The sequence below is a fragment of the Streptomyces sp. JLBG701 genome (assembly GCF_058544905.1).
The window spans coordinates 9,958,323-9,971,629 of sequence record NZ_CM178588.1; the positions used below are offsets into that span (position 1 = coordinate 9,958,323).

11 protein-coding genes are annotated in these 13,307 nt (G+C 70.6%); 5 read left to right on the forward strand and 6 right to left on the reverse strand.

Annotated elements, in window-relative coordinates:
• Positions 1-69 precede the first annotated feature (69 nt).
• Together AC5DRG_RS45495 and AC5DRG_RS45500 are read left to right on the forward strand one after the other, a co-directional pair.
• Positions 70-723 carry a TetR/AcrR family transcriptional regulator gene (locus AC5DRG_RS45495; RefSeq protein ID WP_491806037.1) on the forward strand — a complete coding sequence of 218 codons (654 nt, stop codon included), beginning with the start codon at positions 70-72 and terminating at the stop codon, positions 721-723.
• A 109-nt stretch (positions 724-832) separates the two neighbouring features.
• Positions 833-2,506: an FAD-binding protein gene (locus AC5DRG_RS45500; protein ID WP_491806039.1), complete on the forward strand. Its 1,674-nt coding sequence runs from the start codon at positions 833-835 to the stop codon at positions 2,504-2,506.
• Positions 2,507-2,515: 9 nt separating this feature from the next.
• Here the strand turns inward: AC5DRG_RS45500 and AC5DRG_RS45505 are convergent, their stop codons facing one another.
• Positions 2,516-3,517 (reverse strand): glycoside hydrolase family 43 protein, encoded by a 1,002-nt coding sequence (locus AC5DRG_RS45505; protein WP_491813338.1) that lies wholly within the window; start codon positions 3,515-3,517, stop codon positions 2,516-2,518.
• 50 nt (positions 3,518-3,567) lie between these two features.
• A complete protein-coding gene (locus AC5DRG_RS45510) occupies positions 3,568-4,623 on the reverse strand; it encodes an Lrp/AsnC family transcriptional regulator (RefSeq protein ID WP_491806041.1) in 1,056 nt (351 codons plus the stop codon).
• A gap of 130 nt (positions 4,624-4,753) precedes the next feature.
• Between AC5DRG_RS45510 and AC5DRG_RS45515 the strand changes: the two genes are divergently transcribed.
• Together AC5DRG_RS45515 and AC5DRG_RS45520 are read left to right on the forward strand one after the other, a co-directional pair.
• Positions 4,754-6,043 (forward strand): metal-dependent hydrolase family protein, encoded by a 1,290-nt coding sequence (locus AC5DRG_RS45515; RefSeq protein ID WP_491806043.1) that lies wholly within the window; start codon positions 4,754-4,756, stop codon positions 6,041-6,043.
• Positions 6,043-7,614 carry an AbgT family transporter gene (locus tag AC5DRG_RS45520; protein WP_491806045.1) on the forward strand — a complete coding sequence of 524 codons (1,572 nt, stop codon included), beginning with the start codon at positions 6,043-6,045 and terminating at the stop codon, positions 7,612-7,614. Before AC5DRG_RS45515 ends, AC5DRG_RS45520 begins: the two co-directional genes overlap by 1 nt.
• A 23-nt stretch (positions 7,615-7,637) precedes the next feature.
• Here the strand turns inward: AC5DRG_RS45520 and AC5DRG_RS45525 are convergent, their stop codons facing one another.
• The 4 genes from AC5DRG_RS45525 to AC5DRG_RS45540 form a co-directional block, all read right to left on the reverse strand.
• Positions 7,638-8,426, reverse strand: coding sequence for an alpha/beta fold hydrolase (locus AC5DRG_RS45525; protein ID WP_491806046.1), 789 nt, complete (start codon positions 8,424-8,426; stop codon positions 7,638-7,640).
• On the reverse strand, positions 8,423-9,484 hold the full coding sequence (locus tag AC5DRG_RS45530; RefSeq protein ID WP_491806048.1) for an LLM class flavin-dependent oxidoreductase: 1,062 nt from the start codon (positions 9,482-9,484) through the stop codon (positions 8,423-8,425). Before AC5DRG_RS45530 ends, AC5DRG_RS45525 begins: the two co-directional genes overlap by 4 nt.
• An 84-nt stretch (positions 9,485-9,568) precedes the next feature.
• Positions 9,569-10,489 (reverse strand): sugar phosphate isomerase/epimerase family protein, encoded by a 921-nt coding sequence (locus tag AC5DRG_RS45535; protein ID WP_491806050.1) that lies wholly within the window; start codon positions 10,487-10,489, stop codon positions 9,569-9,571.
• A gap of 54 nt (positions 10,490-10,543) precedes the next feature.
• Positions 10,544-11,731 (reverse strand): Gfo/Idh/MocA family protein, encoded by a 1,188-nt coding sequence (locus AC5DRG_RS45540; protein ID WP_491806052.1) that lies wholly within the window; start codon positions 11,729-11,731, stop codon positions 10,544-10,546.
• A 170-nt stretch (positions 11,732-11,901) separates the two neighbouring features.
• On the opposite strand from AC5DRG_RS45540, the gene AC5DRG_RS45545 reads away from it, so the two are divergent.
• A complete protein-coding gene (locus AC5DRG_RS45545; RefSeq protein ID WP_491806054.1) occupies positions 11,902-13,188 on the forward strand; it encodes an ROK family transcriptional regulator in 1,287 nt (428 codons plus the stop codon).
• Positions 13,189-13,307: the final 119 nt, after the last annotated feature.

A 13,307-nucleotide genomic window follows, 5' to 3' on the forward strand; every position in this document is an offset into this window, starting at 1 on the left:
TCCCGGTCGCCCTCTGGACGGAAGTCAACTCGGATGACCTAAGTTTGGTGCCGGTCCAAGGAGGTGATGATGGCAAGCGGTTCGAGACGGGACGAGCAGGTCAGGGCGACCCGGGAAGCGCTCCTCGCCGCGGCGGAGCGGCTGTTCGCCGAGCACGGGGTGTACGCGGTCGGGAACCGCCAGATCAGTGAGGCCGCGGGCCAGGGCAACAACACCGCCGTGATCTACCACTTCGGCACCAAGGTCGATGTGGTGCGCGCACTCATCCGCAGACACGCCGAGCAGATCGAGGTCATTCGCGTACGCATGCTGGACGACATCGGCGACTCGGGCGACCTGCGCGACTGGGTGGACTGCTCGGTCCGCCCCGTCACCGAGCACCTCGCGGCACTGGGCTCGCCCAGCTGGTACGCCCGCTTCATCGCGCAGGCCACGGCCGACCCCGCGCTCTACGCCATCGCGGAGGAGGAGTTCTACGGAGCGTCCCCGTCGCTGTGGAAACTGGAGGAGGGCCTGACGCGCTGTGTGCCCGCTCTGTCGGCGGAGGTGCGCTCCGAACGCGCCCTCATCACCCGCCACTTGATCGTGCAGATGTCGGTCGATCGGGAGCGGGCCCTCGCCGCCGGCACCCGCACCCCCCGTCCGACGTGGCACGACGCCGCCACCGGCCTCGTCGACGCGATCGTCGCCCTGTGGCAGGCACCGGTGACGCGCGGGGTCTGACCGGGCGGCCCGGCCGTTCCACTCACCGGGAGGGCGAGCGTGGCGCCCGCTCAACGAACCTACGGTGGAACGCACTTGTCCGGGACCGCGCAGCGGGGGAGGCAGGCCGTTGACCGACTGGGATCACTCGACCGACTTCTTGGTGGTGGGCAGCGGCGCGGGTGTCGTGGGGGCGGTGCGGGCACGCGCGCTCGGCAAGGATGTTCTCGTCGTGGAGAAGACCGACCGCTTCGGCGGATCGACCTGTATGTCGGGCGGCGTGATGTGGCTTCCGCGCAACCCGCTCATGCGACGCGAGGGCGTTCCCGACTCGACAGACGCGGCACTCAGGTACTTCGACACGGTCGTCGGCGACGCGGGACCGGCATCGTCGCCGGCCCGCAGGCTCGCCTTCGTCGACGCCGGTGTCGAGATGGTCGACTTCCTGGAGTCCGAAGGCCTGGAGTTCCGGCGCTGCGAGGGCTACAGCGACTACTACTCCGGCGTCCGGGGCTGCGAGGGCGGCTCGGCGCGGGGCAGGTCGATCGAGGCGAACGCTTTCGACAAGAAGCGCCTCGGACCGTGGCAGGACCGGATCCGCCTCGGCTTCTCCGACGGTCTCACCCTCTACACCGGTGAGGCCGCACCGATGATGCTGATGCGGACACGGATCGGACTGGCCGTCCTGGCCAGGGTGGGGATGCGTACGGCGCTCGGCCGGATCCGCGGACAGCGGCTCGTGACGAACGGCGCCGCCCTGACCGCCCGCCTGCTTCAACTCCTGCTGCGGCGGGATGTCGCCGTATGGCTCGACTCCCCGTTGACGGGCCTCCTGGTCGAGGACGGCAGGGTCGTCGGCGCCGTGGTCCGCAAGGACGGGCGCGACCTACGAGTCCGGGCACGCGACGGCGTCCTGCTCGCCGCCGGCGGTTTCGCCCGCAACAAGGAGATGCGCGAACAGCACTCGGGAGGGCGAACCGTCGGCACACGATGGACCTCGGCCAACCCGGGCGACACAGGGGAGACGATCCGGATCGCCATGGCTCACGGAGCCGCCACGGCCATGCTCGACGAGGCGTGGTGGATGCCCTCGTGGATCACGCCCGACGGAACCCCCGGCATGTGCCTGTCCGAGCGCAGCAAACCGGGAGCGATCATCGTCGATTCGGAGGGCCGCCGATACTTCAACGAGGCCGTCGCCTACCAGGAGGCCGGCCAGCGAATGTACGCCCACGAGCGGGAGTTCGGAGGCGCCGTTCCGTCCTGGCTGGTCATCGACTCCCGGCACCGAAGCCACTACCCGTTCGGGTCGTCTCCCCCCGGCCGGATGCCGAGGGAGTGGATCGCCGGCGGCGCGATGAAGCGCGGCGACACCCTGGAGGACCTCGCCCGCCAGTGCGGGATCGACGCCGATGGACTCCTCAAGACGGTCGAGCGATTCAACGGGTTCGCCAAGGCGGGTGCCGATGAGGACTTCCATCGCGGAGAGGGCGACCACGAGCGCTTCTACGGCGACATCACCCACGAGCCGAACCCCTGCCTGGGCCCCGTCGCGAAACCGCCGTTCTACGCGGTGGCCCTGTACCCCGGCGACATCGGCACCAGCGGAGGCCTTCTCTGCGACGAGTTCGCCCGCGTCCTCGACACCGAGGGAAACCCGCTCGCCGGGCTCTACGCCACGGGCAACTGCACCGCGTCCGTGATGGGCCGCAAGTACCTGGGCCCCGGGGCCAGCATCGCGGCCTCGGCGGTGTTCGGATACGTGGCGGCGAATCACGCGGCCTCGATGCGGCAGGCGTCGTAGAGCGGACTGTCATCCGCCGCCATCGAGGTCGACGCGTTGCCGGAGCACTCGTAGCTCGTGCCCGTCGAGCCGCATCTCGTACAGCTTGCCCCGCGCATTTTCGAAGGGGCGGTGGAGGACCAGCATCAGCCGGTCGTCGAAGGTGCGGAACAGCATGCCGTGACCGCTGTCGTCGCGGACCAACGGCCGGTGTTGTTGCCAAGGCCCCGTGATGTCACCGGACTTCGAGACGGCGTAGGTCTGCACATAACCGCCGCTGATGCCGCCGTCCTTGCCGACCAGGTTCTTCTCGTACGTCGACCACAGCATGAGCAAGGAGCCGTCCGGGGTGCGGTACAGCTGCGGACCGTCGGTGATGTAGGGCGGGAGCTGATGCGGTACGCCGGCGGGTATCCGCTCACCGAGCCAGGGCGCGTCCGAGGCCTTGAACAGGAAGACCGGGTCGCCGATCGTCCGGGTCAGGTCCGGGGCCAGCCGGATCGCCTCCATGGTGCCGTCGATGGTCTGCAGCCACTCGTGGGCGTACACCATCCAGGGCTGCCCGGACGGGTCGATGTGGAGCGTGCCGTCGAGGGTCATGAGGTTCTCGGGCGGGGTGGGGCGTGCAGGGTCCACGGCGGTGAAGGGACCCAGCAGCGAGTCGGACACGGCGGTGATCGTGCCGCGCATGTAGTTCGGGAGCTGGAACGGCGTGCCCCATTGGTTGGGCGGTGGTACCGGAAGCGGTTTGTCCTCGTTGTGCAGCGTGGTGAACAGGTAGTACCTGCCACCCCATTCGTGCACCTCCGGCGCCCATCCGCCGTCGGTGGCCCAGATTCCCTTCTGGCCACCGGCCAGGAAGACCACGACGGGGCGCGTCCAGTCCCGCAGGTCACGGCTGCGGTAGACCATCGTGCCGACGCCGTCCACGCCCGATACGGACGAGTCGTTGGACGTGTAGAGGTAGTAGGTGCGGGAGTTGTCGTCGGCGACGACGAACGGATCGTGCAGCGGCATGTCCGGCAGCCGCATCGCTTCGGTCTTGGCCACGGCCGAAGAATACGTCGACGGAATAGTGGTCCCTAGTGGTAGCGGAGAGGCACGACCCCGACGCACCGCCCGTCCCGGTCCAGCATATGCCCCATGTGTTTGACCGTGCGCAGCACCACCGAGCGGTCGTCGACGACGAGGCGGGGCAACTGCCGTGACAGATGGGCCTCGAAGGCGTGCACGTCGTGCAGGTCGCGCAGCCACACGTCGATCACCAGGTTGTGCGGGCCCGCGGTGATCGCGCACGAGCGGACCTCGCGCACACCGGACAGCGCCCGGCTGGTCTCCTCCACGTACTGACCCGGTACGGAGGCGAAGTACACGGCGGACAGCGGCCAGCCCGACAGCGGTCGGGCCAGATCGCAGCGCAGACTCAGCCGGGAGGCGAGCAGCGACTGCACCCTGCGCCGCACCGTGGTGAGGCTCGTGTCGGTCGCCGACGACAGGTCCCGCAGGGACAACCGGCCGTCCACGCTGAGGAGTTCGAGCAGCTGTCCGCCGAGGCCGTCCCAGCCACCCTCGGCCGCAGGATCGCACGGCGGGGGCAGCGCCGCCTCGATACGGGCGCTCTGGACGGCGTCCAGGCTGCGCAGCCGCCATCGGCTGCCCTCCGTCGGCAGACCGGTCGACACATGGGTACGGGTCGCCCGCACCCCGGGTGTCCGCCGGAACAGCACGGTGGTGACGTGGGCCAGTTCGTCCAGGTTCCGGGCCACCACGGAGGCCACCACGTCCCGCCCGCCGGCCGTGAGTTTGATGTTCGTCATCGCGGGATCCGCGGCGAGAGCCCGGGCCACGTCCTCCGCGGTGCCCGGCTCGGTGTCCACCTCCACCACGGCGGTCACCACGATCCGGGAGTTGGACAGCCGGGGGTAGGCGGTCACCCAGGCCAGGCCCGCCTCGGTCAGCCGGTGCCAGCGGCGCGCGGCGGTCACCGGATTGACGCCGAGCACCTCGCCGACCAGCTTCCACGGGGCCCTGGGGTGGATCTGGAGTGCGTGGACGACCGCGCGGTCGAGCTCGTCGAGCTCCACCGTCCCGAGGGCCGCCGCGGGTTCGGCGGTTTCGGAGGTGGCACAATCCTGCACCCCCGTGAGTGGCACAACGCTGCGCGCACCAGGGGAATCCGGCGCGAAAACTGCACTGTCACACGAGGGTTCGCTGCGCATCCCACACTCCGTTCTCCAGTTCCCGACGCGAGAGGAGTGACCGCGCCCGATGACGCTCGTCACCACACATGAGGCCGCACGCACCGCCCTGCGCATCCACAACGCCCGGCTCATCGACGGAACCGGCGCCTCCCCGGTGGACGACGCCGTCGTCGTCGTGGACGCCGAGGGGACCGTCACCTACGCCGGATCCGCCGCGGCCGCGCCCTCCGCTGCCCAGGATGCTTCCCCGGTCCGCGTGATCGACGCCGGTGGCCGCACCGTACTGCCGGGTTTCTTCGACTGTCACGTCCACCTCGCCTACGCGCAGGGCTCGCCGCCCGGCCGCCGCGCCGAGCTCGACCCGGTCCTGGTCACCCTGGACACCGCCGGCCGGCTGCGCCAGACCCTGGACGCCGGCATCACCAGCGCCCGCGACCTGGGCGGGCTCTCGGCGGGCTACCGTACGGCCGTCGAGAGCGGCCGGATCGTGGGACCGCGGCTGCACACGGCCGTACGGATCATCAGCCACACCGGCGGCCACGCCGACGTACGCCTGCCCGACGGCACCGACCTGAGCGCCGGGATGTCCGAGATCGCCGACACCGCCGACGAGGCCCGGCTGGCGGTGCGCCGGGTGCTGCGCGAGGGCGCCGACCTGGTGAAGGTCTGCGCCACCGGCGGCATGGGCAGCCCCTACGACCAGCCCGATGACGAGGGCCTGTTGGAGGAGGAGATCCGGTCCGTCGTGGACGAGGCACGGCGCCACGGCGGCAAGCCGGTCGCCGCCCACGCCCAGGGCAACGCCGGCATCCTCAACGCGATTCGCGGCGGCGTGACCAGCATCGAGCACGGCTACGGGCTCGACGAGCGGGCCCTCGACATGGCGGGCGAGCGCGGCGTCTTCGTCGTGCCGACCCTGTCCACCGTGTACGCGGGCATCAACAAGGACACGATGCCGGACTACCACTACCAGAAGAAGGTCCGCTGGTCCGGCCTCACCAAGGAGAACATCGCCCGGGCCATCGAGTACGGTGCCCGGATCGCGCTGGGCACCGACGCCGCCGTCGGACCGCACGGCGTGAACCTGATGGAGCTCAGCTATCTGGTGGACCTCGGCATGGACCCGATGGCCGCCATCGTCGCCGGCACCCGCACCTCCGCCGAACTCCTCGGCGTCGCCGACCGGCTCGGCACCCTCGCCCCCGGCCGCACCGCCGACCTGATCGTCTGCGACGGCGATCCGCTCACGGACATCGGCGTCCTCGGCGATCCCGCCCGCATCGTGTGCGTCGTCCAGGACGGCGTCGTACGCAAGGACCTGCTGCTCCCAGCCGCCCGGAACGGAAGGCAACTCTGATGTCCTCACTGACCGACCTCCCCGCCCCGGACAGCAAGTCGCCCGAGGCCCGCCGCCCGAGCGGCCTGGACCGGGTGCTCTCCCTCATCGAACGGGTCGGCAACGCCCTGCCCAACCCGGTCGTCCTGTTCAGCGCCCTCTTCCTGCTCCTGGCCGTCATCTCCACCGCGCTCGGTCTGGCCGGGGTGTCCGTCAAGGTCCCCGGAACCGACGAGACCAAGCAGATCACCGGCCTCTTCTCCGGCGACGGGGCGCGCTGGCTGGTGGAGAACCTCGTCGTCAACTTCGCGACGTTCCCGCCGATCGGAGCCGTCCTGGTCCTGATCATGGTGGTCGGGCTCGCGGAGAAGACCGGCCTGCTGGAGACCGTGATGCGGGCCACCCTGGCGAGGGTGCCGCGCGCAGTGCTGCCGTACGCGGTGGCGCTCATCGCCAGCCAGGCGCACATGATGAGCGACGTCGCGTGCATCGTGCTGCCGCCGCTGGCGGCCCTGGTCTTCAAGAGCGCCGGACGCCATCCCGTCGCGGGCCTCATCGGCGGCTTCGCCTGCGTGACCGCCGGGTACGCCGCCGGGTTCACCATCGGCTCGCTCGACGCCCTGTACGTCGGCATCACCCAGCAGGCGGCCTCGGTGCTGCCGGCCGCCGAGGGCCTCGACATCCATCTGCTCATCAACTACTTCTTCACGGCCGCGAGCAGCATCGTGCTCGCCGCGGTGGGCGGTTTCCTCATCAGCCGCGTCCTCGAACCGCGCCTGGGCGACTACGAGCCCTCCGCGGACGAGCCCGAGCGGCAGGACCTCGCCCTCACCCCCGTCCAGCGCCGGGGGCTGCTGATCACGGGCCTGGTCGTTCTCGCCTACGTGGGCGGGGTCCTGGCCCTGTGGCTGCCGCCCGGGGCGCCGCTGCGCGGCGAGGGCGGGGCGTTCGTGCCTTCGCCGCTCCTGTCGGGCATCGTGCCGGTCCTCTTCGGCGCCTTCCTGCTGGCCGGGCTGACCTACGGCTTCACGGTGAAGAAGCTCACCCGTGCCGAGGACGTGACCGCGGCCGTCACCGAGTCGGTGAAGACCATGTCCGGCTACATCGTGATGATGTTCGTCGCCGCCCAGGTCATCGCGCTCTTCACCTGGTCCAACGTCGGGGTGCTGCTCGCGGTGAAGGCCGCCGCGCTGTTCAACTCCATAGGGCTGACCGGCTTCTGGGCGATCATCGTGTTCGTCCTGCTGGTCTCCTGCCTCAACCTGTTCATCCTCTCCGGCTCCGCCCTGTGGTCGCTGGTGGGGCCCGTCTTCATCCCCGCGTTCATGCTGATGGGCATGAGCCCGGCGCTCACCCAGGCCGCGTTCCGCATCGGCGACTCGGCGACCGGTGTCATCACGCCGATGAATCCCTACCTGTTCCTGATCCTGGCGATGCTCCGCCAGTACGATCCGGACGCCCGCCTCGGCACACTGATCTCCCGGCTCGCCGTCTTCGTGGTGCCGTTCATGGTGGTGTGGCTGGTGATTCTGGGCATCTTCTACGGCTTCGACCTGCCGCTCGGCCCGGGCGCGCACATCGGCCTGAAGTGACCGGGACGCGGGGCTGCCGTGCGTCAGCCCCGCGCCACCCACTCCACGACCACCTTCGCGAACTCCTCCGGCAGCTGCTCCGGGACGGGGACATGCCCGCCGGACAGCACCCGTGTCTCGCAGCCGAGCGCGGCGGCGAACTTCTCCAGCCCGGGCAGGGAGTAGTGGTCGCCGGGAGCACAGACGGCGAGGGTGCGGACGGTGAGGGCGGGCAGCCGTCGGTCCATCTCATAGGCCCGTACGGCCACATGGCCCTCCTCCACGCGGTCCAGGACGGTCAGCGCGTCGACCATGAACCGGGTGAGCGCGGCTTCCTGGCCCTCCTCGTAGAACCCCCGCCGCCGGTTCCACAGGTCGAGGAGGTGCGAGCCGTCGGGCTCGGGGTCGACATGGTCGACGGGCTTGCGCTCGCCCGCCGTACGCCTCTTCTCCTCGTCGACGAAGGGTGTGGCGGACAGGAGGAGGCTCGCGACGCGGTCCTGGAGGCGGGCCGCCAGTTCTACGGCGATCACACCGCCGGTGTGGTGCCCGACGAGGTGGAAGCGGTCCAGGCCCAGCGCGTCGACCAGCGCCTCGGCGCCGTCGGCGAAGCGCTCGATGGAGTGCGGTCCGTCGGGCTTGGCGGAGGCGCCGAAGCCGAGGGTGTCCATGGCGATCGCCCGCTGCGCGGCGCCGACCAGCGGCAGCACGTCGAGGTACTCGGTCCAGGAGCGCGGGGTCTGGTGGAGCATCAGGACGGGCTCGCCGGCTCCGCACTCGACGTAGTGCAACTGGCCGAAGTCACTGGAGACATAGCCCTTTTGCAGCGTCATCGGTCACTCACCTTCAGTCGGGGCAGCACGGACGTGCCGACGGTCTCGATCAACTCGGTGGGTGGGTCGTAGGAGCCCACGTGTTGCAGGAACACGCCTGTCACGCCTGAGGTGTGGAGGGCGTGGAGCCGTTCCGCGATGTGTGCCGCGGTGCCGAACAGGCAGAATTCCCGGGCGAATTGGACAGCCGCCTCATCGCTGATCCATTGCGAGCAGATCTCCACGGCGGCCTTCCAGTCCTCGGCGTGCACAAGATCCGGGTAGACGCCCTCGACGGACGCGGGAACGTCCACGTCGATGCCCGCGAGGGCCAGGAAAGGTGCTCCGCCGTTCTGGGCGATCGAGGCGCAGATGGGCTTGAGGAGCCGGGCGTCGGCCTCGACGTCGTCCGTCACCGCGCAGAACGCGGAGACGGTCAGCGGTATGTCGTGGGCGTCGCGGCCCGCCCCCTCGGCTCCTTCGCGGACGCGCGCGGTGGCGCTCTCCAGGGTCCTCGGTGAGACGCCGCTGAGCAGGATCACCCCGTCGGCGATCTCGCCCGCGAGCCGTAGGTTCTTCGGGCCGCTCGCGGCCAGGTGCAGGGGTACCTCGGGCCGGGGATCGCGGAGCCGGGACCGGGCCCTGCCGTCGAAGTCCCACTCGTCGCCGTCCAGCAGAGCCCTCAGCATGCGCAGGCCTTCGCGCATCGCCGCCGAGGTGGTCTGCCGCAGTCCGACGGGGCCTACCGAACTGTTGCCCACGCCGAGGCCCAGGACGAATCTGCCGGGCGCCAGTTCCGCCACGCTGCGGGCGGCCGAGGCGACCACGGCGGGGTGGCGGGTGGCCAGGTTGGTGACCGCCGTGCCGAGGCCGATCCGCTCGGTGCCGAGGGCGGCCGCGGTGAGGGTGGTGAACACGTCCCGCCACAGCAGTTGGGAGTCGGGGAACCAGACGTCGTCGAAGCCCAACTCCTCGGCCCGGCGCACGGTTTCGAGCACGCGGTCCGCGCGGTCGCAGGGAGGTATGCGGACACCGAGGCGCAGTCCGCCTCGGCCTTGTCCGCCTGGAAGAACGCTCATGGGCGGGAGCGTAAGGACGGCCACGGAGCCGGCCCCACGGGTTCGTTCCGGCCAGCGGGACGTACCGCTCCGCGAGCGGTGCGGTCACTCCACGAGGAGCGGACGCAGTGTCCTGTGGGCGATCCGCAGGCCCTGCTTCACCCTTTCCGGAGTCCCGGACCAGACGGGATCCTCGTGTTCGACGGAGAGCGTGCCCGTGTATCCGAGTTCGTGGAACCGGTCGATGACGCGGCGCCAGTCCACCTCGCCCAGGCCGGGCACGCGGTAGCGCCACCAGCCCGTCTCCCAGGGGTTGTCGCCCTTGTGCACGGTGCCGAAGAAACCGAACCGGTCACGCTTGGCGGGGAAGGTCTCCACGTCCTTGGCCTGGGTGTGGACGATCCGGTCGATGTACGGCTCGATGGTCGTGAGCGGGTCGATGCCGATCCAGGTCAGGTGCGAGGGGTCCCAGTTGAGATAGAACCCGAGGCCGAACATCCACTCCCACAACTCGGGCGAGTAGGCGAGGTTGCCCGGATAGCCGTCGGGATGCCAGCCCTCCATCACGCAGTTCTCGATCACGATCCTGACCCCGCGGTCCGCCGCGTGGTCCACCAGCTCGGGCAGGATCTTCTCGCCCTCGCGCAGGTTCTCCGCGACGCTGAGCCGCGGATCGCGCCCGATGAACGTGCCGACCGACTCCACCCCCAGCCGCGCCGCCACATCGATCACGAGCTTGAGGTGGGTCCGGATCGTCTCCCGGGCCGCGGGGTCGGGGTGCAGGTTGTTCTCGTAGTAGGCCAGTGAGCTGATCTCCAGGCCGGTGCGGCGCAGCAGTTCGCGGGTGGCGTCCTCGTCGGCGTCCGAGAAGGTCGCGACGGGCAGATGGGAGGCTTCGAAGTCGCGGCCGCCGGTCTCCGGCCACACCGCGACTTCGAGGCTCTGGTACCCCTCGTCGGTGGCCCAGGTGGCGATCTCGTCCAGGGACAGGCCGGGGAGGCAGGCTGTCAGGAATCCGAGCTTCATGGCGCGGGTCCTTCGCTGAGTGGGGACTTGGGGAATGGGGCAGCGGGGTGGGGGTCAGTCGGGGACGGTGGTCCACGCGCGCCGGTCCGCCGAGGCAATGACGGCGTCGACGAGGCGGGCGGAGCGCAGTCCGTCCAGCACGGTGGGGAGACCGTCGGGGGCCTCGCCGCGGATGGCGGCGTACGAGTCCTTGACGAAGTGCTCGAAACACTCCAGGTAGCCCTGGGCGTGCCCGGCGGGCACGATCGAGAGCCGGGCCGCGTCGGCGGCGTTGGACGACGGGTCGCGTACCACCGTCTCGGTGCGGTTCTCGTAGCCGAGCCACAGGGACTCCGGCAGTTCCTGGTCGAAGACGGCGCTGGCGTCGGCACCGTCGAGTTCGAACCACAACCGGTTCTTCCGGCCGGCCGAGACCTGGGAGACGGTGGCGGACACCAGGACTCCGTCCGTCGTCCGCCCGAGCACGCCGAGTGCGTCCTCCGTGGTGACCGGGACGCGTACGGAGTCTGCGAGGGCCCTGCCCGAGAACGACGGGCCTGCCGCGCCGGGCCGCTCGGCCACGGTCGTGGTGGTCTCGGCCAGCACCTCGGCGAGACGGACCCCGGCCACCCATTCCACCAGGTCGAACCAGTGCGAGCCGATGTCGGCGAACGCCCTTGAGGCGCCGCCGATCGCCGGATCCACGCGCCAACTGGTGTTCTCGGGTGTCAGCAGCCAGTCCTGAAGGTACGAACCGTGCAGCAGCTGCCAGGGGCCGAAGCCGCCCGCCGCGATCCGGGCCCGCAGTTCGCGGACCATGGGGTGGTAGCGGTAGACGAACGGCACGGTGGCGATCAGGCCCGACGCCGCGGCGGTGTCGGCGAGCAGCCGGGCATCGGCCGCCGACGTGGCGAGGGGCTTCTCGCAGATGACGTGCTTTCCCGCCAGCAGCGCGTCGCGGGCCTGGGGGATATGCAGGTAGTTGGGTGTGCAGACGTGGACGACGTCGATGGTGGCGTCGCCCAGGACGGCGTCGACGTCCGGATACGCGACGTCGACCTGCCAGTTCCGGGCCGCCGCCCGGCTCCGCTCCGGTGAGGAGGCCAGGACGCCGACCACCTCCGCGCCGGCCGCGCGGGCGCTGCGGAGATGGACTCCTGCGATCATTCCGGCGCCGAGGACGGCGACCCGCAGCCGCGGTGCCCTTGGACGCTGTACGTGAGTGGTGTCGACGCGGGGGGTGTGCCCAGTCGGGGCGGTCATGCAAGGTCCTTTCGGCAACTGCCGTACGGAACCCGCTGTACCGGCCTCATCCACCGCCAACAATATGAGCTGTTGTTCTGTCGGAAAACCCCCAGGAATATTGTTGTTTCTGGAATATTTGGCGGCCATCCATCGGCGTCACCCGTCACCGGCGTCAACAGGGAGTGAACGTGGCAGCACGACTGGGCGCACCGGGCATCGGCTCGCGCCGTCACCCCGACGCGGTCCGCAGTCAGATCGCCCGCCTGGTCGCGGCGGGTGAGGCGGCACACCGCCTCGACCTGTCCCGGCTCACCGGGCTCTCGCGGTCCTCGATCCACACGCACGTACAGCATCTGGTGGACGCGGGCCTGCTGCACGGCGACGACGCCGCGGGCGGCGGTGGCAGGGGCCGGCCGGCGCTGCGGCTCGGTCTCGCCGGTGACGCGGGCGTCGTGCTCATCGCCGACATCGCCCCCTTCTCGGTGCGCTGCGTGGTGGCGGACCTGACCCAGCGGGTGCTCGCCGACCTGACCCTTCCCTGGCGGCTCGCCGAGGGCCCGCAGCTCACCGTCTCCTTCCTGGTGGACCAGTTCGCCGGCCTGCTGGAACAGACGAAGATCCCGGCGGACCGGCCTCTTGTCCTGGTCGTCGGCCTGCCGGGCCCGGTGGACGTGGCGCGGGGCATGGCCGTCCGTCCTCCGATCATGCCGGGCTGGGACGGCTTTCCGGTGGCCGAGCGACTCGCCGCCGAGTTCGACTGTCCCGTCCTCGTCGACAACGACGTCAACCTCATGGCCCTCGGCGAGGCGCGCACCGTGCCGCCGGAGCAGCTGCCCGTGTTCTTCGTGACCGTCGGTGCCGGCATCGGGGCCGGGTTCGTGCTCGCCGACGGAACGCTCCACCGCGGCGCCGACGGGGCGGCCGGAGACATCGGGCACATCCGCGTCCCCGGTGCCGACGAGGTGGTGTGCCGGTGCGGCAAGGTCGGCTGCGTCGAGGCCGTGGCGTCCACCGGGGCACTCGCCCGGCGCCACGCGCAGGCCGGCGACGACGACGCGCCGGCGGGGACGGTGGGGACGGCGGAGGACGGTGCCGCGATGCGGGCCTTCCTGGGACAGCTGCGTGACGGTCTGCCGGACGCGCTGCGGGCGGTCCGGGCGGCGGGGGCCACGCTGGGGGAGGTCATCGCCCTGTGCATCCACATGCTGAATCCGCGTCATGTCGTCGTCGGCGGCGATGTCGTGGAGGCGAGCGACGACCTGCTCTCCGCGGTGCGTGGCGTGGTGTACCGGCAGGCCCTGCCGCTTGCCACCCGTGAACTGACCCTCACCCGCAGCGTGTTGGGGAGGGACGCGTCGATGGTCGGGGCGATGGTGCTCGGCGTCGAGCACCTGCTGTCGCCGACCGGGATCGGCCGCTTCCTGGACCAGGACGGCAGGCACGGCACCGCGAGGGGCGCACACCCGGCGAGGTGACGGCCTTTCACCGAGTCGTTCACCCGGCGGTCCGTTCAACGGAACATCGCGCTTCTACGCTCCCCACGGAGGCCACTAGCTTCCGACACGTCTCGCACGTCCGGTCTCATCCAACCGGC

Excerpts from the sequence above, each read along its gene's own strand:
- AC5DRG_RS45495 (WP_491806037.1), top strand. The coding sequence starts at position 70 with ATGGCAAGCGGTTCGAGACGGGACGAGCAGGTCAGGGCGACCCGGGAA.
- AC5DRG_RS45505 (WP_491813338.1), bottom strand. The coding sequence starts at position 3,517 with ATGCGGCTGCCGGACATGCCGCTGCACGATCCGTTCGTCGTCGCCGAC.
- AC5DRG_RS45515 (WP_491806043.1), top strand. The coding sequence starts at position 4,754 with ATGACGCTCGTCACCACACATGAGGCCGCACGCACCGCCCTGCGCATC.
- AC5DRG_RS45520 (WP_491806045.1), top strand. The coding sequence starts at position 6,043 with ATGTCCTCACTGACCGACCTCCCCGCCCCGGACAGCAAGTCGCCCGAG.
- AC5DRG_RS45525 (WP_491806046.1), bottom strand. The coding sequence starts at position 8,426 with ATGACGCTGCAAAAGGGCTATGTCTCCAGTGACTTCGGCCAGTTGCAC.
- AC5DRG_RS45530 (WP_491806048.1), bottom strand. The coding sequence starts at position 9,484 with ATGAGCGTTCTTCCAGGCGGACAAGGCCGAGGCGGACTGCGCCTCGGT.
- AC5DRG_RS45535 (WP_491806050.1), bottom strand. The coding sequence starts at position 10,489 with ATGAAGCTCGGATTCCTGACAGCCTGCCTCCCCGGCCTGTCCCTGGAC.
- AC5DRG_RS45540 (WP_491806052.1), bottom strand. The coding sequence starts at position 11,731 with ATGACCGCCCCGACTGGGCACACCCCCCGCGTCGACACCACTCACGTA.